Source organism: Rhizobium leucaenae USDA 9039, from assembly GCF_000426285.1.
Lineage (GTDB): Bacteria > Pseudomonadota > Alphaproteobacteria > Rhizobiales > Rhizobiaceae > Rhizobium > Rhizobium leucaenae.
Map to the genome: position 1 here is coordinate 15,520 of NZ_AUFB01000033.1, position 23,976 is coordinate 39,495.

Sequence of the window (23,976 nt, forward strand, 5' to 3'; positions counted from 1 at the left end):
TGGCATGCCCATGCTCAGCCGCGGGCGAACCGACGGGTCAACCGACAAGATGGTGGGGACGGGCCGACGTTAGTCGCGGGGGAATTGCTATACGAGGCTCCGGCGGTTCAGCGCCGAGCTGCGGGGAACAAATGGGCCGCTCCGCATATTTGGGTACCGAACCATTGATCGCGGTTGCCAAAAAGCTGCGGTGGTGTGGCGCATGAGCGGGTGTGGCGATGTCGCCAGATGGCGGGAACTTCGCCGCAATGACAAGGAGGCTTCTGACGTGACAAGCCGAGCAAAAAAAGCGCTGGAAAACGACCGCAGGCCTATCGCCGACTATGGTCTAATCGGCAACATGATCTCGACTGCGCTCGTCGGTCGCGATGGCTCCATCGACTGGCTTTGCCTGCCCCGTTTCGATTCACCGGCGTGTTTTGCTTCCCTTCTCGGCACCCCTGAGAACGGCCGCTGGCGCATCGCGCCGGCTGCGGCCACCAGGCGCAGCAGCCGACGCTATCTCCCCCAGACGGCGGTCATCGAAACCACATTTGAGACCGAAGACGGTGCGTTCGAGCTTATCGACTTCATGCCGCTCGCCGAAGATGAGGAGAGAAGCGATATCGTCCGGATCGTGCGCGGCAAGCGCGGGCGCGTAGCCGTCGAGATGGAACTCGTCCTGCGCTTCAATTATGGGCTTGTGGTGCCGTGGGTGCGGCGGCGTGACTATGGTCTGAGTGCCGTGGCCGGCCCCGACGCGGTCGAACTTCACACTCAGGCACCGTTAGAGGGTCAGAACATGAAGACCCTCTCCCGCTTCGAGGTCGCCGAGGGTGAGAGCGTTCCATTCACCTTGTCTTACCATCGGTCGCACCGGCGGCCGCACTTCGTGCCGGACCGCGGCGAGGCGCTGAAACACACCGTAAGCTGGTGGCAGGAATGGTCGAAGCGCTGTTGCTTCGACCCGTCGCAAGAGCACTGGCGGGAAGCGGTCGTGCGTTCGCTCATCACGCTCAAGCTGCTTACTTTTCGACCAACCGGCGGGATCATCGCGGCGCCGACTACCTCCCTTCCGGAAACGCCGGGCGGCGAGCGGAACTGGGATTATCGCTACTGCTGGCTCCGCGATTCGGCGCTGACACTTTATGCCCTTCTTAACGCAGGGTATCGGGAGGAGGCCGAGGCATGGCGGCGTTGGCTTTTGCGCGCCATCGCGGGGCGACCAGACCAGCTTCGCATCATGTACGGTCTTGCCGGCGAACGCTGGCTGCCGGAACACGAAATCCCATGGCTAGCTGGATATAGAGATAGTCGGCCAGTTCGGATCGGCAACGGCGCTGCCCAACAGTTGCAACTCGATGTTTTCGGCGAAGTGCTCGACACGCTTCATACCGCCCGGGAGGACGTACTTGCCTCGGCTCCGGACGCCTGGAAACTGCAGAAGGTCTTGCTCAAGCATCTTGTACAGATCTGGCACGAGCCGGACCAAGGCATTTGGGAAATGCGCGGACCGGCGCGACACTTCACTCATTCGAAACTCATGTGCTGGGTGTCCTTCGATCGTGCGATCAAAGCGGTCGAGCGGTTTGGGCTAGACGGGCCTGTGGATCGATGGCGGGCGGAGCGTGATGCTATCCACGCAGAAATCTGTGCTAAAGGCTTCGACCCGCAGCTCGGCAGTTTCGTCCAGTCTTACGGTTCGAAAGCTCTCGACGCGAGCCTCCTGCTGTTTTCTCAGGTCGGTTTTCTCCCGGACGACCATCCGCGCATCCTCGGTACCGTAAACGCGATTGAGCGCGACCTCCTGCAGGATGGTTTCGTACTGCGATACCGTCCAGAGCATACAGTCGACCCGTACAAGCAACCAGAAGGCACATTCCTTGCCTGCTCGTTCTGGCTTGCCGACGCGTATGTCATGTCGAAGCGCATGGATAAGGCCGAGGCGCTGTTCGAGCGGCTGCTCTCGGTCCGAAACGATCTCGGCCTTCTCGCGGAGGAATATGAGCCCGCGTCGGGGGAGTTGCTGGGTAATTTCCCGCAGGCCTTCTCACATGTCGGCCTCGTCAATACTGCATTCAACCTGGTACGTGCCGCAGGACCGGCGCGCCAAAGAGCCGCGCGCACGGGGCCAGATGTCGCCGCGCAGAATGCCACAACGACTGGACAGGCTCGCCCGCAACCATAGAAAATTCGGCGCATTGGCAACCGCCCATCCTTGAAAGTCAGCGCCAGCTTTCAAGGAGGCCCCCAGACGTTCCATGAATGGGATCGGTGTCCGGCACGGGCAATGATGCGATTTTTGCCAGCATATCGCGGCTGGCGGCGGCGGTCTGAATGTCGGCATGCTGACCTTCTGGATAAGCGCCGACGACCTCGAAGTCCGGAGAGCAGCCAAGGTTTCGGTGACCTGTTCCAGCGGGGAGAATCAAGCAATCCCCCATAGAAACCTTTATTGGGTGTCCTTCCGGGCCACCGATTAACAGGGTGGCGCTGCCACGTCCGATGCCCAATACCTCGTGAGCACCCGAGTGGTAATGCTGGTAATCAAAGACGCCATTTTTCCAAATGCCGGCCCATCCGTTCGCGGCGAAAACACCCTCGAAATCTGCGGACGATGAACCACTCGGCAACGCCCCTCTGTAAATCAAAACAGGACGTTGCTGATTGTTCGGAACCCAGTCACTTGGCTCAAAAAAGACTGTCTCGGTTTTCATTCAGGACCTGTCTCCATCAGGCAGAGTGGCCTCATCTTGCACCGACTTTGGCTTTCTCTTTCATGACGCTGGTTCGCCTCGGTCGTCATTGATCGACGGTAGGAAGGTTTGGACGTCCCGCTTTTCCCGGTCGGGTAGCGTGGCAATTCGCTCTTTCCAAAACTTGGCGGCCTCTGGAGGGTCGCCGTCCCAGTCGCGCGATGAGCCTAGGTTATCGTCGATCACTGCGATCCGGCGACCGCCGAGTCGCCGGTATTCTTCAGCAAGGCTTTTCGATGCGTTTTCCATTTGATCCATCGTCTCCATCACGAGCTGCATGAGGTAAACTTTTGGCCGACGGGAGTGGTTCCCTCGTCAACCGCAGAGAATACGGCAGGCTTCGAAACAGGCTTGGTGGAGAAGTGGCCAAAGGAGCAGGTATGCGCAACATCATTTCAGGTAACACGCTTGCCTGACAGAAGGCGACCTGTGAACAATCCAAGTGCGATATCTGCGACTCTTTTCGTGTTGCGCGCAATACGATCAGGTCCAAGAACAGGTTGACGGAAGCGGCTATCCTCTGATCCTATCAAGTGCCGTTGGGGAGTGACGGCGCGCGATGAATTTCGAAAGCTCACTCGTCCAGTAAGGAGAACGACGATGACCTTTTTCAACCTTTTAAAATCTGCTGTGTTTGGTCTGGCCATACTGGGCGTGAGCGTGCCCGCCATGGCCGACCAACTTGCTGACATCAAGGCCAAGGGCAAGATCGAAACGGCCACCGACATGCACTACGCACCGTTCGACATGCTCAATAACGGCACTTACGAAGGCATGACGAAGGACCTCTTCGACGGCGTTGCGAAGGAGATCGGTGCCGAGCCGGTCTACCAGGATATTCCCTGGACCGCCGAACTGCCCGGCCTCGAGGTAAAGAAGTTCGACATCATCATCGCGCCGGTCACAATTACACCGGAGCGCCTGCAGCGCTATGCCTTCACATTGCCGATCGCCGACGCCACCGTTGCGCTGTTGCGTGCCGCCAGCAATACCGACCTGAAGAAGCCGGAGGACATCAAGGGCAAGACCGTTGGTGTGCAGCAGGGCACCGCGCAGTTCAAGCAGCTTCAGGCCTTCGGCGACAAGATTGGCGGTGTGAACATCAAGGAATACGGCACCACCGACGAAGCCTATGCAGATCTCGCCGCCGGCCGTCTGGACGCGGTTGCCGGCTCGCTGCCAAACCTCAACTACCTGGTCAAGACCCGCCCCGAGACATTTGCCATGTTCGATAAGGCGGCGTTTGGCCAGCCGACCTATTTCGCCTGGGTCGTGCGCAAGGACGCCGACAGCGAAAGCTTCGTCAAGGCCATCAATGACGCCATGCTAAAGATGACGGATGACGGGCGCGTCAAGGCTATCCAGGAAAAGTGGCTTGGCGCCTACACCGCGCTGCCGCGCGAAGTTCCGACCAAGTGAGGATCCGACGCGGGCGGGAGTGATCCCGCCCGCGCATTAGTTCCCCTTGCCGGGGAGCCATCTATTGCGCACACCCGGTCCTGGAGGGGTGATGTTTTCGATCTCGACCTTTCTCGGCAGTTTCGAGCCGCTCTTCTGGGCGGCGCGCTTCACGCTGCTGATCTCCATTCTGGGGATCGCGCTCGGGCTCGTGGTCGGCGCACTGATCTGCGCCGCTGCACTTTCGCGCGCAACCTGGCTGCGCTGGTTCGCGGCCGTTTGGGTCAGCTTTCTGCGCGGCGTTCCGCTGCTGGTCCAGTTGCTCCTGTGTTATTATCTGCTGCCTGTCATCGGCATCAACGTGCCGGCAATGGTCGCGGCCGTGGTCACGGTCGGCATCTGCTCCAGCGCCTATGTCTCGGAGATCTGGCGCGGTGCCATTATCGCATTGCCTGGAGGACAGATCGAGGCGGCAACCGCAATCGGCATGCGGCCGAGTGACATTTGGCTGCGTGTGATCCTGCCGCAGGCGTTTGCGATATCGCTGCCCGCGCTGGTCAACGAGTTGATCCTCCTGGTCAAGGCATCGTCACTGGTTTCTGTCGTCGGTATCCTGGAGGTAACACGCGCCAGCCAGGCCCAGGCGGCCATGACCTTCCGTCCACTGGAAGTCTATATCGCAGCGGCCTGCATCTACCTGATCATCAATCTATGCCTCGCAGGGCTCGGACGCTATCTTGAGCACAGGGTGACCGTGTAATGGACCTGAGCATCCTCGTGCAATATTGGCCGACCCTGCTCGGCGGCTTCGAGTTGACGATCATCTGCTGGGTGCTCGGCACGATATTCAGCATGGTGCTGGGCCTGATCATCTCCTTGGCGCAGCGTTACGGGCCGCGACCGCTTGGCTGGCTTCTGCGGGCCTATATAGAGGTCATCCGTGGCACACCCTTCCTGGTGCAGCTCTTCGTGCTCTACTACGGCGGCCCATTGCTGGGACTGCGCCTCGATGCGCTGCCGGCGGGTATTCTGGGGCTTACGGTCTATGGCAGTCCCTATTTCGCCGAGATTTTCCGTGCAGGCTATCTCGCCGTGCCGGTAGGCCTGCTTGAGGCAGCGCGCGCCATCGGCATGTCGGAATTGACCATCGTACGCCGCATCCTTTTGCCACTGAGCCTGGTCTCGGCACTCCCGGCACTGGTCAACTTTTCCATCATCTTGACCAAGGAGACGGTCATCCTGTCCATCATTACCGTGCCGGAGGTGATGTACTCGGTGCAGCGCATGTCCACCGAAACATTCCGCTATCTGGAAGCGAACCTGGTGCTGGCTCTGTTTTTCTGGGCGCTGGTCGAAATCATCTCGCGTGCCGGCCGTCTGCTGGAGACTCGCATCACCAAACATCTGATCGAAAGGACGTAGGATGGTTCAAGCGTCATCCGTCGAGATCCGCAAGGTCAACAAGTTCTACGGTCCCTTTCAGGCGTTGAAGGAAGTGAACCTGTCGATCCTGCCGGGCAAGGTCACCTGCCTGATCGGCCCCTCCGGCTCGGGCAAGTCCACGCTGTTACGCTGCATCAACTTCCTGGAACAGTACGATTCCGGTGAGATCACCATCGACGGCCGGCTGATCGGCTATGCCAGCCCCGGTGGTCGCAAGATGCCCGGCCGGCAGCTTCGCGAGATGCGGCGTTCCATTGGTATGGTGTTCCAGCAGTTCAATCTCTGGCCGCACATGACGGCGTTGCAGAACGTGGCGGAAGGCCTGATCCGCGTTCGCGGCCTGTCCAAAGCCGAGGCCCTGGCGCGTGCCGCAGAGGCGCTGAAGAAGGTGGGATTGGCCGACAAGATGGCCAGCCATCCCTCGCGCCTTTCTGGCGGGCAGCAGCAGCGCGTCGCCATTGCGCGCGCCATCGCCATGGAGCCGCGCCTGATGCTGTTTGACGAGCCGACCTCGGCGCTCGACCCTGAACTGGTGGGGGAGGTGCTCAGCGTCATGCGGACGCTCGCCGCCGAAGGGATGACCATGATTGTCGTCACGCATGAGATGGGCTTCGCCGCCCATGTCGCGGACCAGGTCGCCTTCATGGAAAAGGGCGAACTCGTGGGTGTCGATGCGCCGGCCCGCATTCTTCACCACCCCGAAGATCAGCGCATCCAATCCTTCCTCCGCACCTATCACGAGCGCAACAGCTTTTGATTGGCTTTGATCATCGGGCCCATCGGCCAAGAGAGCTGAGCACGGGCGTCGGGCGCGGTCCAGCCGAGACCGGCCAGACCGGCTGCTTCCCAAGGAGAGCCCTCCTCCTGAGTGGAGACCCCACAAACGTTAGATCACATGAACAACGGATTGCTTTCGCCATCTGAAATGGCTCGAGTTCGAAGGATTTACCAAGGCGGTGGTGATGAGCGGTGTTGCCTTGTCGTGCTCGGCAATTGCCCTGGCACGACAAAGAGCTGCATGCCGGTCCTCCGGCAGTCGGTGGTAAACGATGGCGAGTGCCGAGGCGGTGATGCCGAAGCGATGGCACCTTGGACAGATGATCTCGATGCGGCCCGTTATACGCGGCAGCTTTTCTTCGGCTTCGGCTTCACAGATGGGGCAGTTGACGCTCATCAGCTAGTTCCTTTTGCCTGGAATAGCAGGGAGCAAACGTGTCGGTGGATCAGTACCATGGTGAACGAACGCCGCATGGTTTCGCACCCGCATTCACCGCGAATATTATCACCCTGCTCCTGGCGCCAAAATCGCCCGACTGGAATAGCCGGGAGTTATTGCCTCATCATATTGGAGTAGAGGGCAAGCTTCGCATAGCCTATGGGCCAACTTGTATCGCCGAACCGATCAGCGTAGCATCCGCGCAGAAATTGGCAGACCGCGGCTGCGGCGGCTTTAGCAACTGAAGTATAGCTGCCGATCGCCGGACATCTACAGCGCTACCTTTAACAAGCTCTTGGTCGGGCAGCCGTTCGGATCTTTCTCTTGATTTTATCGGCTTCCATCTAGACGCCAAAGCGGCTCCTGGAGGCTTCAGCATATGGTTGCATTGAATTGCCGGTTTTGTGCCTGTGAGTTGACGGAGACTGTCGTCGACCTCGGAGCATCTCCTCTCGCAAATTCCTACGTTTCCGTCGAACGGGTCATGGATTTGGAACCATTTTTCTCCCTGCATGCCTTCGTTTGCACCAACTGTTTTCTCGTTCAGGTTCCCACGATGGCAGCGCGAGAAGACATTTTTGATGAAGACTATGCTTATTTCTCTTCCTACTCAGCCTCCGTGCTGTCGCATGCCAAGAACTACGTCGACAAGATGACCGAACGATTTAAGTTCGATGCCCATAGTCAGATCCTGGAAATCGCCAGCAACGACGGTTATCTTCTCAAGAATTTCAAGGAACGGGGCGTACCGGTTCTAGGGATTGAACCCTCCAGAAATGTTGCAGAGGCTGCGATAGAAGCTGGGATTCCGACCCGCGTTCAATTCTTCGGCGTCGAAACGGCACAATCGCTTCGCAATGAAGGTCTGCTGGCCGATCTTATCATTGGAAACAATGTTCTGGCGCATGTGCCAGACATAAATGATTTCGTGGCGGGGATGAAAATTGCCCTGTCCGATACTGGTATAATAACGATGGAATTTCCGCATTTGATGCAAATGCTGGAGAAGATTTATTACGACACCATCTATCACGAGCACTATTCATATCTCTCGCTGTTTAGCGTCGAGGCGATCTTTGCCCATCACGGGCTGAAGATCTTCGATGTCGAGGAAATTGCTCCTCAGGGGGGATCTCTGCGGATCTACGCCTGCCACGGGCAGGACGGGACCCATTCTGTAGACGCACGCGTCAAAGCACTGAGAGATCGCGAGCTCGCAGGAGGGGTGAATTCACTGGCGCGATATCATGATTTTGCCGACAAGGTTCATCGCAGCAAACGTCAGCTTCTGCGGTTCTTGAGCGACGCGAAGGAAAATCAGAAGACGGTGGTTGGCTACGGCGCTCCCGCTAAAGGGAACACGCTTTTGAACTTTTGCGGCATCAAGACCGATCTGCTGGAATATACGGTTGACATCAGCCCGCATAAGCAGGGGCGCTTGCTGCCGGGCACACGCATCCCGATCCATGCGCCCGACAAAATCAAAGAGACAAAGCCGGACTACCTTCTTATCCTGCCTTGGAATATTAAATCCGAGATCATGGAGCAGATGTCGGTCATACGGCAATGGGGAGGCCAATTCGTCGTGCCTCTGCCGGATGTCGAGGTATTGGCCTGATGTCGTCAGCAGTTTCGTCCCACACCACCGAAACCGGCCAGACGATGTACTCTCTGATGGAGCGGCTATATCCAATATGCCGGAGTATCACCGGATCTGGGGTGGCGGAGACGTTGGATATCGTAGGTCAGCATATTCCACTTGAGATTCATGAAATCGCGAGCGGTACTCCCGTTTTCGACTGGACCGTGCCGAAACAATGGACCATTCGAGATGCCTTTGTGAAAAACAGCCGCGGAGAGCGGGTGATTGATTTTCGTGCGCACAATCTGCACGTGGTGAGCTATAGCTGCCCAGTCGACACACGGTTGACACTGGCGGACTTGCGGCCGCACCTTCACTCGGATCCCGAGCATCCGGACTGGATTCCTTATCGCACGAGCTATTACAGCGAGGATTGGGGTTTTTGCCTGGCGCATTCGGCATTGCAGGCATTGCCGGACGACGATTACACGGTTTGTATCGACTCGACACTGGAAGATGGCAAACTGATCTGGGGAGAATGCTTGATCCCCGGTGCGACATCCGACGAGATCGTCATTTCGACGCATATCTGCCATCCATCGCTTGCGAATGACAATCTCTCGGGAATTGCGGTTTCAATCGAGCTGGCGAAAAGCCTGCTTGCCGCCTCCGGCTCATACTACTCCGTTCGTATTCTGTTCATTCCTGGAACAATAGGGTCAATTGTCTGGCTGGCGACGAATGTTGAACGCCTGCAAACCATCCGCCATGGTCTCATCGCGGTAAATCTCGGCGACACCGGCCATTTGCACTACAAGCGCAGCCGGCGGGGACATGCCGAGATCGACCGCGTCGTGGAGTATGTCCTGCACCGGCGAAAAGACGATTGTACGGTGATCGATTTTTCGCCCTACGGCTATGATGAACGGCAATTTTGCTCGCCGGGAATAAACTTGCCGTTTGGTTGCCTGTCTCGCACGCCCTACGGTCAGTTTCCCGAATACCATACGTCCGCCGACAATATGAGGTTCGTCCGGCCGGAGGCTTTGGCGCATTCTCTCGATGCTTATAGGGAGATCATTCAAGTTCTTAATCGGAATGGCAGATTTCAAAATCTTCAGCCGATGTGCGAGCCTCAGCTTGGAAAGCGCGGTCTTTATGGATCGATAGGCGGGCGTTCCGATGCGAAGGAACGGCAGATGGCGATGCTTTGGGTGCTGAACTTTTCGGATGGCGAACATTCGCTTTTAGACATTGCCGAACGGGCCGGGATTGATTTCGAGGTCATTGCCGACGCTGCGGAAACTCTAACTGAGCATGGCCTTTTGGCGCGCTGTTCGGGATCGAACGCATGATCCCCGGCACGATTTTTGCCGATCGTGTCGCTGTCGTGACCGGTGTGAGCAGCGGTATCGGCAAGGCGATTGCCAACGCACTTGTCGCTGCCGGCGTCAGCGTTCACGCTCTCAGTCGACGTCCGATTGGCGATGGAGCGGACGGCAACCGCGGTGGTTTGGTCTGGCATAAAGTCGATCTGGCGAAGGACGCGGAGGTCATCGCGTTTTCCGAGCATCTTCTGAGTAAAGGCCGGGAGCTGGATTTTCTTGTTCATTGTGCCGGTCTGTTCGCAACCGGAGACGTCGCCACAACGGATGTCGAACAGTTCGATAAGCAATTGATGCTCAATCTACGGGCTCCTTATGTCCTCACCCGCGCGCTGCTTCCCCTGCTCATCCGCCGGGCGGGCCAAATTGCCTTTATCAATTCAAGCGTTTGGAACAATCCGCGGGCGGGCTTGAGTGGCTACATAGCGAGCAAATACGGTTTGAAGGCCTTCGCAGATGTGCTGCGTGCCGAAGTCAGTCCGCAGGGGGTTCGCGTGGTCAGCTTCTTTCCCGGCCGGACAGCAACGCCGATGCAGGAGGAAATTTTCCGTAAGGAGAATTTGGATTACGATCCCGAAAGCCTCCTGCAACCCGAAGCAATTGCGTCGAGCCTGCTTGATGCGTTCGCGCTTCCGCCGAGCGCCGAGATCACCGATATTTTTATTCGCCCTGCCAAGCCTAAGGCGCTGAAATAGCAAGTGCGATAAAATCAACTTGGCGGTCGCTCCACGTTTGCAACGCGCCGTCCCTGCCGCCATTCCCATTGCAAGAGAACTCCTGTCGCGCGCGACTGATCGGTTTGGTTGGTAGTAATTTTCATCCGAAGTGACTAATCATCTATACTTCAATAGTATTAAATTGCCATACCCGCTATTGAATATTGAACTGCAGAATAAACTTAACTACTTTATGTTATCGATACTTGGCAAAGCCAGGTGCGCGAGGAGGTCTCGTTGTGAACTGATATTTCCGTTGTTCAATTGGCGGAAATTCACAGGCCGGAAGATGAGATAATACAATAGGTTCTGCGATTTTTTGCAGAAGCTATCGATTTCTTCTCGTTCCTGTTTGGGCAGGCTCCTGTTCATGCGGTGCGTGGGCTCATATTGCAGCTTTCTCATACGGCTGCATTGGACATCTTCTTCTGCTCCGAATGCATTGATGGTCTGGGATCGATTATCTTGACGATTTTGACAATGACATTTTCCAGAGGAGTGCGACCGAAGCACAAGGCTCTTCTCCTCCGCTGTGAATTGAGTGCAATGAACAAAGGGGGCTAAATGCTTATAAATGCCATGATCGCTTTCGGTAGCATCGTGTTGGCAGCGACAGCGGCTTCCGCCCAAGACCCGCAATCGGGGGTATCATTCCGAGATGATTTCACGAACATCGACCCGGCGTTCTGGTACGTTTCCGACGGCTGGAACAACGGCAATCATCAAAATTGCACGTGGTCTCGCAACGAGGTTCGCATCGAAGGGGATAGCCTTGCCCTGACCTTCACCAAAGGCAAATCGAAGGATCGAGACTATCTCTGCGGTGAAATTCAGACGACCCGCCGCTACGGATACGGTACATACGAAGCTCGCCTCAAGGCAGCGAGTGGCTCCGGTCTCAATTCGGCATTCTTCACTTATATCGGTCCACCCACCCAGCAGATTCACGACGAAATCGATTTTGAGATCCTCGGCAAAAACACAGACGCGGTGCAGCTCAATCAGTTTGTGAAAGCCAAAGGAGGCAATGAATACCTCGTCGATATCGGCGATCCGGCCGATCAAAACTTCAACACCTATGCCCTCGTCTGGGAACCCGAGCGTTTGCGCTACTTCTTGAATGGTCGTCTGGTTCACGACGTGACAGACGCATCGAAGGTGCCGGCCAGTCCTCAGAAGATTTTCTTCAGTCTTTGGGGAACGGACACGCTATCGGACTGGATGGGCAAGTTCAGCTATTCGCGACCTGTGACGTTTGACATCGATTGGGTGGCTTTCACGGCCGCTGGCGACAAATGCCAGTTCCCGCAATCGCTTGTCTGCACTTTGCAATAGATCGGGGAAAGGTAGGTTCAACGATTTATCCACTCTGGAGAGCCACCGCCGGCCAGCCGGCCTAATCGAAGAAGATCCGATGCTTCATGTCCTTTACCTCGTTCATGACCTCAATGATCCGGCAGTTCGCCGCCGGGTCGTCATGCTGACGGCCGGAGGAGCAACCGTGACGCTTGCCGGATTCCACAGGGATAGAAGTGGCGCGGTGGCGATAGAGGGCATCACGCCGATAGACTTTGGCCTGACCGCTGACGGGAAATTTATTCAGCGTGCGGCATCGGTCGCACGTACGATGTTAACACTGCAGTACCTCTTCAGGCGCGTTCGAAGGCCTGATGTTATCATCAGCCGCAACCTTGAGATGCTGGCGATCGCGCATCGAGCAAATGTTGTTTTCGGCGGTGCGTTACCGATCGTTTATGAGTGCCTCGACATCCATCGCCTGCTCCTGCGCCATGATGCAGCCGGCACGATCATCCGTAGAAGTGAAGGCTACTTCGGCCGTAGAGCCAAGCTGATTGTGACCAGTTCGCCTGCTTTCATCGATCACTATTTTCGGTCGATGTCAGAGCTTCGCGCCCCGGTGATGCTCGTTGAAAATAAAGTCATCGCGCTGGAGGAGTCCACCCAATCATCCGATTGCACCGGGTCGCCGGATGGCCCCCCATGGAAAATTGGATGGTTCGGTGCATTGCGATGCCGACGCTCGCTGAAGCTGCTCGCCGACTTTTCCCGCGCCCTGGAAGGCAAGTTCGAAATCGTGCTCCGTGGCCGACCGGCTTACGCGGCCTTCGATGATTTCGATGCCGTCGTTGCGAAGGAGCCTTATCTCTCGTTTCTTGGCCCTTATGAGAACCCGGAGGACCTTCCTGCGATATACGGAGCTGTGCACTTTTCCTGGGCGATCGACTTTTTTGAGGAAGGCCTGAATTCGAACTGGCTTCTGCCCAACCGCCTTTATGAAGGATGCCTTCATGGAGCAGTGCCGATCGCCATTGAAGGAACCGAAACAGCACGGTTTCTTGCCCGCCATGCGATCGGAATTCGCCTTCCAGAGGCAACGCCCCGCGGACTGATCGCGGTTTTCTCTCAGATGGATATCCCAATGTTTCGGCAATTGCGAAATGCCGTAACGAGCAAAGATAAGGAGCGCTGGGCCGCCGTCAGGGGCGATTGCGTTGCACTTGTCCATAAGCTGAGGGAGATCAGCGCAGTTGAGCCGCCGCAAAGACGATTGCATTCCCTTGTTTCCGCCAACGTCAGTTCGAACGGTGAACCGATATGAAGACGGAGGTTCATTCCAATCGGCGCGCCTTCATCGTCATTCCATGTTTGAATGAGGTGGAGCATATCGAAGCGTTGCTGATTGACTTGCGCTACGCGCTTGATGAGCAGATCTCCCACATTGTCGTGGTCGACGGCGGTAGCGAAGATGGGACCGTCGATGTTGTCGCCCGTCTCAGAAACGACGAGCCGCGCATTATGCTTTTGGATAATCCAGCAAGGATTCAAAGCGCCGGCGTCAATCTCGCCGTCAGATGCCTCGGTGGTGGTTTCGATTATTTCATCCGCATCGACGCCCACGGTCGCTATCCCCCCGATTACTGCAAGCGCCTCATTGAGGAGGCCGAGGTTACCGGGGCAGATTCTGTGGTCGTCGCCATGGATACCGTCGGATTTGGCCTGGTGCAAAGGGCAACCGCCAGCGCACAAAACTCGAGACTTGGCAATGGTGGCTCCAAACATCGGGGGAATACGAATGGTCATTGGACCCGTCACGGTCATCACGCCTTGATGCGCGTGGCTTCATTTGAAGCTCTCGGCGGCTACGACGAGACCTTCAGCCACAACGAGGATGCAGAACTCGACTTCCGGCTGGAAAAGGCAGGGTTTCGGATCTGGATGACCGATAAGACGCGGATGATCTATTATCCGCGCGCAACCGTGGGAAGCCTGTTCCTTCAATATCTCTATTATGGTCGCGGCCGAGCCAGGAACATATTGAAGCACAGACGCTTGCCGAACCCGCGGCAGATGCTGCCTCTCATCGTACTTCCGACAGTAATCGGTGCCTCTTTGGCGGTGCTGCACTGGATGGCCGCCGTGCCCCTGGTTCTGTGGGCTCTCGTTTGCGTCTGCTACGGGTTCTGGATGGCAGTCAGGCGAGGTAATCCCTCAGGTCCGCTTGCGGGGTTGGCCGCAATGGTCATGCATTTTGCCTGGTCCACCGGTTTCTGGATGGAGCTGCTCACTTTTTTCAAACGCCGGCGGTCGCCATGACAAAACCTGCCGCGCTGCCAATCGATATAGGCATCTGCACCTATCGCCGTCGCGCCTCACGGAGCGCGCTGTTGTCGGCCGCGGTGCTAGCCGGGGGCAGGGCTGATGTCGTGCCCGGTAGATTTTTGATGCGAGATGGCGCCCGACAATGGGCCGAACTGAAACAAGGCGAGGCCACGTAGGAACATGCAGGAAATGCTGCGGACGTTCAAAGGTGTGGGTTCCGGTCCAATAAATGCGGACCCGGAGGGCGAGAAGTTTATCGACCTCGATCATATGGTCCAGTTATTCAGGCGGCAGGTTCGAATTGTGCTGCTGTTTGCCGGCATCGGACTGCTGATCGGCGTCACCAACCTCGCGTTTGCAACATACTATTTCACTGCCGGCACCAGCATCCTGCTCGACGAGAATCTGAACCGCTTCGGCAACGAAATCTCGCCGGCGCCTGCCAATATGGAAGCCGACAAGAAGATCATGAGCCAGATTGCAATTCTCAAATCTTCTGCGCTCGCCGCAAAGGTTGTCGACAATCTCCATCTCTATGACAATTACGCCTTCATCGATCCCTCGCCATCGATGTGGGTGCGCGTGAAATCATTGCTGAAGGGAGCGATGGACCTCATCGCCGGCAAAAGCGCTCAAAAGGGAGATTTTAGCAATGCAGATGTCAGGCGGGGAACTGCTGTCGCTGTCTTGCTTGATAATCTTCGTGTCGAACAGCAGCCCCAAAGCTTCGTCGTCGACCTTTTTTATACCTCAACCGATCCGGTCCTTGCCGCAGCCATTGCGAACGCCTACGCCGAGGCATACCTATCGGATAAATTCGATGCGAATTTCGATGCCTCGCAGCGTGCTACCGTCTGGCTTCGAGCACGCTTGGCTGATCTCAAAGAGCAGTCGCAGGAAGCCAGCCTTCGTGTCGAACGCTTCCGGACTGCCAACAATTTGACGGCAACGAAAGGGTCGCTTCTGTCGGAGGAGCAGCTCTCTGACATGAGTGCTCAACTGATTGTAGCAAGGGCGCAGAGTGCGAAAGCGTTGGCGCTCTACAGTCAATACAAGTCGATCGTAGACGCGGGTCAGCAGAGCGCTGTCGACAATGCGGCAACCGTTTCCAACCAGGACAGCCCACCACTGGTCACGACGCTGAGAGAACGTTATCAAACGATCGAAAAACGTGCTCAGGAAATCGAAGACAAGTTTGGTAGTGCCCACCCGCAAGCAATCAGCCTGCGCAGCGAGCAGAACGAGGTGGGAAGGCAGATCTACGCCGAACTGAAGCAAATGACGGAAAGCTACCGCAACCAATATGAGGTGGCGCAGTCGTGGGAGGCCTCGCTGAAAGAGGGGCTGTTGCAGGTCACAGGCAAAACGTCAGAGGACAATAAATTACTAGTCGAACTTAAAAATCTCGAGCGCAATGCCGAAGCGATCAGCGACCTTTATAAGACCTATTTGGCGCGATATCAGGAAACGGCTCAGAACCAATCGTTTCCCATCACCGAAGCGCGTGTCATTTCGGCCGCCACGCCGCCGACAGATGCGTCCAGTCCGAAACGGACATGGGTGCTGGCAGGATTTTTGTTGCTTGGTGCGTTTTTCGGCATAGCGGTCGGTGGATGGCGAGAGTTCCGGGAAGTAACGCTGCGCATTGGCGAAGATGTCTCGAGGACGCTGGGCGTCAAATTTCTGGGCTACTTGCCGAGGATATTGCCGGCCGGCGAACCGGATGGAGCGACGGAACGGTCGCAAGTGATCGACATCATGCGCTTTGCGACATTGGCGCCGGGTTCGCAGTTCAGCGAAACGCTCCGCCATGCCAAGATCGTCGCCGATACGATGCTCGGATTTCAGCAGTGCAAAGTCATTGGCATTGCGTCCGTGCTGCCCGGTGAAGGTAAAAGCACGGTTGCGGCCAATTTGGCCGCTTTGCTTGCTGCGACGAGAGCGAGAACGCTGCTCATCGATGCCGATTTGCGCAAGGGCTCGCTGACGAAGCTGTTGAACATCCCCATCAAAAAAAGCCTCTCGGATGTGCTTTCCGTGCAGCCGCCGCAATATTCGCGCTGGCGGGACACAATCATCGTGGACAACCACACTAAGCTGGAAATCCTTCCGACAGAAGGGCGGTTCCAGTATCCCAACACAAGCGATCTGATCTCGGGTGTCGCTATGGCGAGACTTCTGGAAGATGCGCGCACGACATTCAAATATATCATAGTCGACCTTCCCCCGCTGGCGCCGGTCTTTGATACCAAAGCGTTTGAGCGATTGGCCGACGGGTTTGTCATGATTGCCGAATGGGGTGCGACACCGCGCTCCGTGGTCAAGACTATCCTTGAAGCCGAGCCACAAATCGCAGCCAAAATCCTTGGGATGATCTTAAACAAGGCGGAGCTTGATAAGCTATATTCCTACAGTTCCTATGGAAGTTCAGAGCATCTCATTGCGCGATATTCTAGTTACTATCGAGAGCACACTGACATGGAACAGGACAAGCTGGAGGAAGATAAAAAAGCGACGTTCGGCACGGACCGATAAAGCGAGCAACTTTCTTCGCGTTGGCGAGGTTTCTACCATCGATGTGGAAAGGATTTGCAATGAATATCATGATAACGGGCAATATGGGTTATGTCGGGCCGGCGGTCGTCTCCCATATTCGCCAGCAATTGGATGATTGCACGATCATTGGTGTCGATACCGGCCTGTTCGGCCATTGTCTGACCGAGCCTTGCTTGCCGGAACATCTGGTCGACGTACAAATTTTCAGCGATGTCAGAGATTTGACGCCGGATCTTTTTAGCGGAATAGACGCCGTCATCCATTTGGCTGCGATCTCGAACGATCCGATGGGCGTCCGCTTCGAAAAGGTCACTGATGAGATCAATCACCGCGCCACGCTGCGCACCGCCGAACTTGCTGCAGAGAGTGGAGTCGGGCGATTTGTCTTTGCGTCCAGTTGCTCGATGTACGGCTATGCCGAAGCGGGAGCGCGGCGTGAAACCGATCCCCTCAATCCGCTGACGGCATACGCCCGTTCCAAGGTCGCCGCGGAGGCCGGATTGCGGGATATATCCACGCGAACGAACATGATCATAACGGCCCTTCGATTTTCGACAGCGTGCGGTTTTTCCGGCCGGATGAGGCTTGATCTCGTGCTTAACGACTTTGTGGCGTCGGCTCTGTCGACCGGCCGGGTTTCGGTTCTGAGCGACGGTTCGCCGTGGCGACCACTGATCCATGTTCGCGATATGGCACGCGCGATCGAATGGGCTCTGCAACGTGCGGAGCATGACGGGTTCCTGGCGATCAATGTCGGATGTGAAGAGTGGAATTACCAGGTCCGCGAGCTTGCTGAAGCCGTCAAAGCGGCGATGCCGGGTGTGGACGTCGACATCAACGCCAATGCACCGCCAGACAAGCGCTCTTATCGGGTCAATTTCGATCTCTTCCGCTCGCTGGCCCCAGATCATCAACCAAGAATGACGTTGCCTGCCGCCGTTGCCGACATTCACGATGGCCTTATGGTGTCCGGTTTCAAGGATGCCAATTACCGCTCGTCTGATCTGGTCCGCTTGAATGTCCTGACGCGAGGCATCGAAAGCGGCCTGCTCGATGACGACGTCCGATGGTTGGATCGCCGGTCGGTACTTCCTCGCGATCAATTATCGCTTCCGCTTCGCCGCGAAGCTTAGAGCAGCGCGACCCGCTGGAACTGCGGGCGCCTGAGAAAAGCGTTAGGACTGTCGAGTATTGGCCGAGGTTAAAGTCCAATGATGTTCCGCAGCACCGGTTTGAAAGGGTCAAGTGTGATAGATCTTGACCTGAAGGGCGATGACAGAGGTTTTTTTGCGCGCGTCTTCTGCGACGATGAATTTCGACAGGCTGACTTGCCGCTGGACATTGTTCAGGTCAATACGACGTGGAGCGCCCGGACGGGCACACTTCGTGGTATGCACTATCAATTGCAGCCCGCCGCAGAGATAAAGGTCGTACGGTGCATTCGAGGCGCGATTTGGGACTGCATCCTTGATTTGCGGCCCGACTCCAAAACCTTCGGCAGATGGTTCGGAGAGCTCCTATCGGCGCAAAATCGGCGGATGATGTATGTGCCGAAAGGCTGTGCCCATGGCCTGATCACCCTGACAGACGATGTCGAGATTATCTACTTTATGGGTACAGCCTATGCGCCCGAATACGAACGGGGCGTGCGATGGAACGATCCTTATTTCGCCATCGCCTGGCCAAACCAACCCATTGAATTGTCTGAGAAGGACGCCGCCTGGCCATCTTTCGATCCCGTCTTTCACGGTGTCGAGACTTTCCGCGGCTTGGGAACGAGCGAGGAATAGTTTTCGTGCACTATCAAGACCTTGGCGAGTTCACGCGCCGACATTCGGGCAGGCAGCAGATGTTCTGAGGAAGATGTCTCAAGGAGGATCGTATGAAAGTCGTTATTCTCGCTGGTGGTTATGGCAGCAGGCTATCTGAAGAAACGACACTGCGCCCTAAGCCGATGGTGGAGGTGGGCGGGCGACCGATCATCTGGCATATCATGAAGTTATATTCTCACTTTGGCTTCAACGAATTCGTTGTCCTTGCGGGCTATAAAGCGGACCATATCAAGACCTATTTCCTGAACTACGCAATGTGCAAAAGCGACTTTACGGTAGACCTCGCAACAGGTGAGGTGACTGTCGTAAAATCAAACGTAGAACCCTGGAAGGTAACCGTTCTCGACACTGGCGTCGAAACGATGACCGGAGGACGAATCAAGCGCGCTCGCCACATCATTGGGGACGAACGGTTTTTACTGACCTATGGTGACGGCGTTTCCGACACCAATATTCAAAAATCGATTGAATTGCACGAAAGAGATGGAAACTGGATCACGCTGACCGCCGTGACCCAGCCTGGACGTTATGGCGCGCTTAGTCTGTCGCAAGACGCGACGCGCGTCCGCTCATTTCGGGAAAAGCGAGCCAGCGACGGTGGGTTGATCAATGGAGGCTTCTTTGTCTGTGAGCCTGAGGTCTATGATCTGATCGACGGCGATGACGATATGTGGGAGGACGCGCCGATGACCCGGGCCGTGTCGCTCGGCAAGGTCGGATCCTATTGGCATCGTGGCTACTGGCAAAGCATGGATTCCCTGCGCGATAAAATGGTGCTCGAAAAGGCTTGGGAGAGCGGCAATCCTCCTTGGGCGATTTGGAAGTAACCGGCCGGTATAACCAGTTATTTGACACCGGATCGCCTGATCTTATGCAAGACCTATCGTAATAGTCTCAAACCTGAGCCGCCGTTCGCCGTGCTGGAAATGCGGCGTCCAAAGAGCGCGCGTATAATCATCTAGATTTAAGCCTTTCCGGTATTTATATATTTTGAGTTGTACTTATAATGGACTAATTGTTCTTACGTTGTAGTTGAATTATGATATGTAATTAGCTGTGGAAAGCGAATTTGGGGTGCCATCATGAAAGGTGACAATAAACTCCCAAGTTGTTCGATTTACACGCCCTATCCCATCGACGATTGTTCCCCTATCGGAGGAACACCAAAGCGCATATTCGATATCGTCGCCGCTTCTCTCATAATTCTCGTATTTGCGCCGCTTTTCGTGTTGATTGCCCTTGCAATTAAACTGTTCGACGGCGGTGATATCTTTTATGGGCACCGGCGCATCGGTCATAACGGCAAGCCGTTCTTCTGTTTCAAGTTTCGCACGATGGTGCCCGATAGTGATCAGCGCCTCGCCGCATATCTCAAATCGGACCCTGTCGCACGTGCTGAATGGGCCGCCAACCGCAAACTGCGCCGTGACGAGCGCGTCACCGGTATCGGCTTTGTCTTGCGTAGGCTCAGTCTCGATGAACTGCCGCAGCTCTTGAATGTGATCCGCGGCGAGATGAGCCTTGTCGGCCCACGCCCAATCGTGCGTGAGGAGATCCAACTTTATGGCGAATACAGCCAATACTATCTCCGGTCTAGGCCGGGCATCACAGGTGCATGGCAAGCCAGTGGCCGCAACGATATCTCATACGATCAGCGGGTTAGGATCGATCAACAGTATGTGGAGCATTGGACCTTCTCCCGCGACCTCATGATTATCCTGAAGACGGTACCCGTGGTCTTATCGACCCGTGGTTCGTGTTGACGCAGACGGCATAAATAGGCGCGGGTCTGGACGTTTTGCCATCGCTCAGGGGAAGCCGGCAGAGTCACAACAATGGCCCGTTGTTGGGTTGGGCTCCGCCGTTAACAGGAAGCTTGATTATGCGCTCGAAGCATCGGCTCTTGACTGCCGTCGCGGTGCGACGGACGAGTGGATTGCACCGCCTTCCCGGCTGCATCCTTCCCGCACTTGTCGCTCTTTTGGTCGCAATGCCGGGTTTGGCCGATGAATACAAGCTCGGAATAATGGACAAGCTGTCCATCCGCGTCGTCGAGTGGCAGACGGCCGAGGGGAAATTCCGCGAGTGGCCCGGCATAACCGGTGAATATCTCGTGGGCCCGAACGGCGGCGTGGCGCTGCCGTTTGCCGGCGAATTGAAGGTTGCCGGTCGGACGACGGCGGACGTCGCGCAGGAAATCGCTCATAATCTTCAGATGCGCTTCGGCTTGTCGGATCTCCCGGAGGCCTCGGTCGAAATTCTCGAATTCCGGCCGATCTTCGTTGCCGGCGAAGTCCACGCGCCAGGCAAATATCCTTACGATCCAGAGATGACGGTGCTTAAGGCCGTGAGCCTTGCGGGGGGCATGCGGCGCGGCTTGGACGAAGGCCAACGTTACGAACGTGACTTCATCAATGCCCAGGGCGGTTACGACGTCCTCATCGCCGAACACGACCGGCTAGTGGCCAAGCGTGCCCGGCTGATGTCGGAAGAGGAGGGCAGCGATGCCATTCGAGTGCCGGAGGAACTGAAATCCAATCCAAAAGCCGCCAAGCTCATTCAAGATGAAACTGCGATTATGGAGACAAACCGCAGTTCTGTCGGTCTTCGCCTGAAGGGTCTCGATGAGCTCAGAACACTCTATGGCAATGAGATCGGATCGCTTGAAAAGAAGATGGACAATCAAAGCCACCAACTCGATCTCTACAGAAAAGAGCTGGACAGGACAGCCAAGCTGGCCGATCAGGGGCTTGTGACCTCCGCGCGCGTCCTCGGCCTGGAAACCACCCTTTCCGAAACACAGAGCAATATGCTCGACATCGATGCGGCGTCGCTACGTGCCAAGCAGGAGATGAACAAGGCAGCACTTGATTCGGTCGACCTACAAAATGAACAAAAATCCAAGCGTGCAGCCGAATTTTTGGAGACGCAGCAGCAGCTCGACGAGAACGCGCTGAAAACGATCATGTACAAGCGGCTGATGAACGAGGCCCTGGTCAACTCGCCCGCAGCATCGCAGTTGGCCGGCGGCGACGACAGCAAACTGATCAGCTACACGGTGGTAAGAACGGTCGACGGAAAAGTACAGGAAATCCCGGCGGGCGAGAGCACGCCGCTTTTCCCCGGCGATCTCGTGAAAGTCGCGATCGCCAATGGACGGTCGTAAAGGCCAGGAATCCGGTATTGGAATCCTGCATTGTTGATTTAAACCTTTAAACACGCGGCATTGTCATGCGTATCAGAATGGGACGCATCGCCTCTCCGGACGAAAATGCGGTCTACGGCACGATTGCCGTCGCTGCCACGGTGTTCCTGTCGGCATATTCAGCGATCTACGGCTCAGTCTTCATCCTGATCTTTTACGCGATTTGGTTCCCGCTCGTACTGACCGACTATCGCCTGGTGATCGGAAATCCAAGCCGGCTCTACTGGGTTGTGGGCTTTGGAGTCTTTGCCTGCGTCTCCTTTACCTGGTCAGCGGTCCCTGACCTCTCGCTGCGAGGCGGTCTTCAATATCTGTCGACAATCGTCTGCGCGCTGATCGCATCACGCTTGATCAGCATTCGCACGATGTTATCCGGTCTTAGCATCGGGGTCGCAGTGGTGCTCGTCTACTCCCTCCTCTTTGGCGAGTTCAGCTATGATCCGTTGGATGGCAAATACAGCTTTGTCGGTGCCTTCGGTTCGAAAAACCAGCTTGGCCTCTACGCCTCCCTTGGCGCCTACACCGGTCTCGTGTGCTTTTTCGTCATGCGATCAGGTGTCACGTCACGTGTATGGTCGGCGTTTTCCTGCGCCTTCGCTCTGTTTTGCCTGAGCGCATCGCAATCCGCGACCTCAGCGATCACCCTCGTGGTCGCAATCGCTGCCGTTTTTGTCGGCATGTTCCTCAGACGATTTGCGCCGCCACATCGCACAGTTTTCTTTCTCGTACTGTTCCCATTGGCGATCGTGGCGCTTTTGATCTGCGCAAGTACCGGCCTGTTCGACATTCTCCTCGGCATGTTCGGCAAGGATACGACTTTGACAGGCCGTACCTATCTCTGGCAGCGCGGCTTTGAGATTGCGCAGGAAAACCCGATTTTGGGTGAAGGCTTTCAAAGTTTTTGGGTGCAGGGCTTTTCAAGGGCGGAAATTCTCTGGGAGCAGTTCTACATCCCGTCTCGCACCGGCTTCCATTTCCACAACACCTATATCGAAACAATGGTGGAGCTTGGATATGTCGGTCTTTTCCTGCTGAGCATCATTGTCATCTTGCTCCTGGCTGGGCAACTGAAACGGCTTCTGGCGACAAGCTCATGTCGGGAAGACGTGGTCATGCTCGGATTTACGATCCTTTTCATCAGCCGGTCATTCGTCGAGATCGATTTTCTCAATCAGTACACCATCGGCTCTTTCCTTATCTATTACGCCGCAGGCTTGATTGCCCGTCCGATGGTCAGCGGTCAGGAGAAAAAGGCCGACTCATATGCAATGTCATTGCGCCCGGTTTGAAGGGGCCAAGCCAGGGGGAAAGCGCGAAGCGATCATGAAAGCGTAAGGCTCTTACTTTGTAGATATCGGCTTCCAACGCCTCCCGCAAATGCGAGTTCGTTAACAGCGTTAGGGAATGCATATCGAATACCGACCTTGGAAAATGAATAGATCACCATCACGAGAAGCAGCTCGTCCATGACAAATACAAAGCCGAACGATGGGCAGTTCTATGCGTTGCATTTGCTTCGCGGTATCGCAGCAATATTGGTCATGCTTCTTCATCTCCACGGATACCTGACAGACGAACCAAATTTCGTCCCCAGCGGCCATCTTGCCGTTGACCTCTTTTTCGTCCTTAGCGGATTTGTGATCGCCTATTCTTATGACGACAAACTAAAGTCTGGAATGGTGTTCAAACAGTTCGCCGCCGTGCGTCTCATACGACTGTTTCCACTTTACGCGCTTTCGATCGCAATCGCGTTATTGATTGTGGCAATAACGGTGGCGGAAAAAGGATGGGGCGCCTATTCACGGCTGGACTTGCTGGGCACCTTCTTGTGTTCGTCACTCTTTCTGCCTACACCGCCGCCGCTTTCGACATTTCCCGAGATCCTCTTTCCCTGGAACGGCCCTGCCTGGTCGCTGTTCTTCGAGCTGCTGATCAATTTTGCCTATGGCTTGGTCGCCGTGAAATTAAGCGGACGGGCGCTGACTGCAGCGATCATTGGCGCAGCATTCTTTCTCGTGGTCGCCTCTCTCCATTTCGGAACGTTGGAAGGCGGTGCGACCTGGGCCACTTATCCTGTCGGTTTTCCACGGGTGATCTTCTCGTTTTCGCTCGGCATCGTAATCAAGCGCTATTGGATGCGGCCGGTGCAACAATCCCGCATCGGACCATGGCTATTGTCGGTCCTTTGCATCGCAGTCCTGGTGTTTGATCCAGGCGATGCGCTTCGACCCTATTACAATCTGTTCGTAATCATTCTCCTCTGGCCGCTGGTCGTGATCATGGCGTC

22 protein-coding genes are annotated in these 23,976 nt (G+C 56.0%); 19 read left to right on the forward strand and 3 right to left on the reverse strand.

All coding sequences use genetic code 11. The features are described 5' to 3' along the window. Window positions 1–268: 268 nt before the first annotated feature. Complete coding sequence (locus K290_RS35300) at window positions 269–2,167, forward strand: glycoside hydrolase family 15 protein (protein ID WP_280750744.1); 1,899 nt, start codon at window positions 269–271, stop codon at window positions 2,165–2,167. 37 nt (window positions 2,168–2,204) lie between these two features. On the opposite strand, the gene K290_RS0128795 is transcribed toward K290_RS35300, so the two are convergent. Beyond that, window positions 2,205–2,696 carry a cupin gene (locus K290_RS0128795; protein ID WP_028754979.1) on the reverse strand — a complete coding sequence of 164 codons (492 nt, stop codon included), beginning with the start codon at window positions 2,694–2,696 and terminating at the stop codon, window positions 2,205–2,207. Window positions 2,697–2,756: 60 nt separating this feature from the next. Continuing rightward, entirely contained in the window at window positions 2,757–3,014 is a 258-nt protein-coding gene (locus K290_RS35305) for a hypothetical protein (protein ID WP_245276700.1), read from the reverse strand. Between the two features lie 321 nt (window positions 3,015–3,335). Here K290_RS35305 and K290_RS0128805 point away from each other — a divergent pair, with 321 nt between their 5' ends. The 4 genes from K290_RS0128805 to K290_RS0128820 all read left to right on the forward strand — a co-directional run bounded on the left by K290_RS0128805 (window position 3,336) and on the right by K290_RS0128820 (window position 6,333). Further along, window positions 3,336–4,154: a transporter substrate-binding domain-containing protein gene (locus K290_RS0128805; RefSeq protein WP_028754980.1), complete on the forward strand. Its 819-nt coding sequence runs from the start codon at window positions 3,336–3,338 to the stop codon at window positions 4,152–4,154. 91 nt (window positions 4,155–4,245) lie between these two features. Beyond that, window positions 4,246–4,893, forward strand: coding sequence for an amino acid ABC transporter permease (locus tag K290_RS0128810; RefSeq protein WP_028754981.1), 648 nt, complete (start codon window positions 4,246–4,248; stop codon window positions 4,891–4,893). Beyond that, window positions 4,893–5,555: an amino acid ABC transporter permease gene (locus tag K290_RS0128815; protein WP_028754982.1), complete on the forward strand. Its 663-nt coding sequence runs from the start codon at window positions 4,893–4,895 to the stop codon at window positions 5,553–5,555. The genes K290_RS0128810 and K290_RS0128815 overlap by 1 nt, the downstream gene beginning before the upstream one ends. 1 nt (window position 5,556) lies before the next feature. After that, a complete protein-coding gene (locus K290_RS0128820; protein ID WP_028754983.1) occupies window positions 5,557–6,333 on the forward strand; it encodes an amino acid ABC transporter ATP-binding protein in 777 nt (258 codons plus the stop codon). Between the two features lie 129 nt (window positions 6,334–6,462). On the opposite strand, the gene K290_RS0128825 is transcribed toward K290_RS0128820, so the two are convergent. After that, a complete protein-coding gene (locus K290_RS0128825) occupies window positions 6,463–6,750 on the reverse strand; it encodes a hypothetical protein (RefSeq protein ID WP_028754984.1) in 288 nt (95 codons plus the stop codon). Window positions 6,751–7,171: 421 nt separating this feature from the next. Here K290_RS0128825 and K290_RS0128830 point away from each other — a divergent pair, with 421 nt between their 5' ends. The 14 genes from K290_RS0128830 to K290_RS0128905 all read left to right on the forward strand — a co-directional run. Then, window positions 7,172–8,410 carry a class I SAM-dependent methyltransferase gene (locus K290_RS0128830; RefSeq protein ID WP_028754985.1) on the forward strand — a complete coding sequence of 413 codons (1,239 nt, stop codon included), beginning with the start codon at window positions 7,172–7,174 and terminating at the stop codon, window positions 8,408–8,410. Beyond that, window positions 8,410–9,729 carry a DUF4910 domain-containing protein gene (locus K290_RS0128835; protein ID WP_051264250.1) on the forward strand — a complete coding sequence of 440 codons (1,320 nt, stop codon included), beginning with the start codon at window positions 8,410–8,412 and terminating at the stop codon, window positions 9,727–9,729. The genes K290_RS0128830 and K290_RS0128835 overlap by 1 nt, the downstream gene beginning before the upstream one ends. Beyond that, window positions 9,726–10,454 carry an SDR family oxidoreductase gene (locus K290_RS0128840; RefSeq protein WP_028754987.1) on the forward strand — a complete coding sequence of 243 codons (729 nt, stop codon included), beginning with the start codon at window positions 9,726–9,728 and terminating at the stop codon, window positions 10,452–10,454. Before K290_RS0128835 ends, K290_RS0128840 begins: the two co-directional genes overlap by 4 nt. Before the next feature lie 600 nt (window positions 10,455–11,054). Then, window positions 11,055–11,810, forward strand: coding sequence for an endo-1,3-1,4-beta-glycanase ExoK (exoK, locus tag K290_RS0128855; RefSeq protein ID WP_280750748.1), 756 nt, complete (start codon window positions 11,055–11,057; stop codon window positions 11,808–11,810). Window positions 11,811–11,889: 79 nt separating this feature from the next. After that, complete coding sequence (locus K290_RS37735) at window positions 11,890–13,095, forward strand: glycosyltransferase family protein (protein ID WP_051264251.1); 1,206 nt, start codon at window positions 11,890–11,892, stop codon at window positions 13,093–13,095. Continuing rightward, on the forward strand, window positions 13,092–14,090 hold the full coding sequence (locus tag K290_RS37740) for a glycosyltransferase family 2 protein (protein ID WP_028754990.1): 999 nt from the start codon (window positions 13,092–13,094) through the stop codon (window positions 14,088–14,090). The genes K290_RS37735 and K290_RS37740 overlap by 4 nt, the downstream gene beginning before the upstream one ends. A gap of 186 nt (window positions 14,091–14,276) precedes the next feature. Next, window positions 14,277–16,631 (forward strand): GNVR domain-containing protein, encoded by a 2,355-nt coding sequence (locus tag K290_RS35315; protein WP_081670462.1) that lies wholly within the window; start codon window positions 14,277–14,279, stop codon window positions 16,629–16,631. A gap of 59 nt (window positions 16,632–16,690) precedes the next feature. Then, window positions 16,691–17,785: an NAD-dependent epimerase/dehydratase family protein gene (locus K290_RS35320; protein WP_051264253.1), complete on the forward strand. Its 1,095-nt coding sequence runs from the start codon at window positions 16,691–16,693 to the stop codon at window positions 17,783–17,785. A gap of 78 nt (window positions 17,786–17,863) precedes the next feature. After that, window positions 17,864–18,442 (forward strand): dTDP-4-dehydrorhamnose 3,5-epimerase, encoded by a 579-nt coding sequence (gene rfbC / locus K290_RS0128880; protein ID WP_028754991.1) that lies wholly within the window; start codon window positions 17,864–17,866, stop codon window positions 18,440–18,442. 92 nt (window positions 18,443–18,534) lie between these two features. Next, a complete protein-coding gene (rfbF, locus tag K290_RS0128885) occupies window positions 18,535–19,311 on the forward strand; it encodes a glucose-1-phosphate cytidylyltransferase (RefSeq protein ID WP_028754992.1) in 777 nt (258 codons plus the stop codon). A 255-nt stretch (window positions 19,312–19,566) separates the two neighbouring features. Then, window positions 19,567–20,247 (forward strand): sugar transferase, encoded by a 681-nt coding sequence (locus tag K290_RS0128890; protein ID WP_037136527.1) that lies wholly within the window; start codon window positions 19,567–19,569, stop codon window positions 20,245–20,247. 119 nt (window positions 20,248–20,366) lie between these two features. After that, window positions 20,367–21,650 carry a polysaccharide biosynthesis/export family protein gene (locus K290_RS0128895; RefSeq protein ID WP_028754994.1) on the forward strand — a complete coding sequence of 428 codons (1,284 nt, stop codon included), beginning with the start codon at window positions 20,367–20,369 and terminating at the stop codon, window positions 21,648–21,650. A gap of 65 nt (window positions 21,651–21,715) precedes the next feature. Further along, a complete protein-coding gene (locus K290_RS0128900) occupies window positions 21,716–22,978 on the forward strand; it encodes an O-antigen ligase family protein (protein WP_028754995.1) in 1,263 nt (420 codons plus the stop codon). Between the two features lie 177 nt (window positions 22,979–23,155). Further along, window positions 23,156–23,976, forward strand: an 821-nt coding sequence (locus K290_RS0128905; RefSeq protein WP_028754996.1) for an acyltransferase family protein, incomplete at its 3' end; no start/stop codon positions are given.

Bases quoted from the DNA above. Each gene is read 5' to 3' on its own strand.
- K290_RS0128795 (WP_028754979.1), bottom strand. From the start codon at position 2,696: ATGAAAACCGAGACAGTCTTTTTTGAGCCAAGTGACTGGGTTCCGAAC.
- rfbC (WP_028754991.1), top strand. From the start codon at position 17,864: ATGATGTTCCGCAGCACCGGTTTGAAAGGGTCAAGTGTGATAGATCTT.
- K290_RS0128890 (WP_037136527.1), top strand. From the start codon at position 19,567: ATGAAAGGTGACAATAAACTCCCAAGTTGTTCGATTTACACGCCCTAT.
- K290_RS0128820 (WP_028754983.1), top strand. From the start codon at position 5,557: ATGGTTCAAGCGTCATCCGTCGAGATCCGCAAGGTCAACAAGTTCTAC.
- K290_RS0128810 (WP_028754981.1), top strand. From the start codon at position 4,246: ATGTTTTCGATCTCGACCTTTCTCGGCAGTTTCGAGCCGCTCTTCTGG.
- K290_RS35315 (WP_081670462.1), top strand. From the start codon at position 14,277: ATGCAGGAAATGCTGCGGACGTTCAAAGGTGTGGGTTCCGGTCCAATA.
- K290_RS0128840 (WP_028754987.1), top strand. From the start codon at position 9,726: ATGATCCCCGGCACGATTTTTGCCGATCGTGTCGCTGTCGTGACCGGT.
- K290_RS37740 (WP_028754990.1), top strand. From the start codon at position 13,092: ATGAAGACGGAGGTTCATTCCAATCGGCGCGCCTTCATCGTCATTCCA.
- K290_RS0128825 (WP_028754984.1), bottom strand. From the start codon at position 6,750: ATGAGCGTCAACTGCCCCATCTGTGAAGCCGAAGCCGAAGAAAAGCTG.
- K290_RS37735 (WP_051264251.1), top strand. From the start codon at position 11,890: ATGCTTCATGTCCTTTACCTCGTTCATGACCTCAATGATCCGGCAGTT.
- K290_RS0128830 (WP_028754985.1), top strand. From the start codon at position 7,172: ATGGTTGCATTGAATTGCCGGTTTTGTGCCTGTGAGTTGACGGAGACT.
- K290_RS0128900 (WP_028754995.1), top strand. From the start codon at position 21,716: ATGCGTATCAGAATGGGACGCATCGCCTCTCCGGACGAAAATGCGGTC.
- K290_RS0128805 (WP_028754980.1), top strand. From the start codon at position 3,336: ATGACCTTTTTCAACCTTTTAAAATCTGCTGTGTTTGGTCTGGCCATA.
- rfbF (WP_028754992.1), top strand. From the start codon at position 18,535: ATGAAAGTCGTTATTCTCGCTGGTGGTTATGGCAGCAGGCTATCTGAA.
- K290_RS0128815 (WP_028754982.1), top strand. From the start codon at position 4,893: ATGGACCTGAGCATCCTCGTGCAATATTGGCCGACCCTGCTCGGCGGC.
- exoK (WP_280750748.1), top strand. From the start codon at position 11,055: ATGATCGCTTTCGGTAGCATCGTGTTGGCAGCGACAGCGGCTTCCGCC.
- K290_RS0128895 (WP_028754994.1), top strand. From the start codon at position 20,367: ATGCGCTCGAAGCATCGGCTCTTGACTGCCGTCGCGGTGCGACGGACG.
- K290_RS35320 (WP_051264253.1), top strand. From the start codon at position 16,691: ATGAATATCATGATAACGGGCAATATGGGTTATGTCGGGCCGGCGGTC.
- K290_RS0128835 (WP_051264250.1), top strand. From the start codon at position 8,410: ATGTCGTCAGCAGTTTCGTCCCACACCACCGAAACCGGCCAGACGATG.
- K290_RS35305 (WP_245276700.1), bottom strand. From the start codon at position 3,014: ATGCAGCTCGTGATGGAGACGATGGATCAAATGGAAAACGCATCGAAA.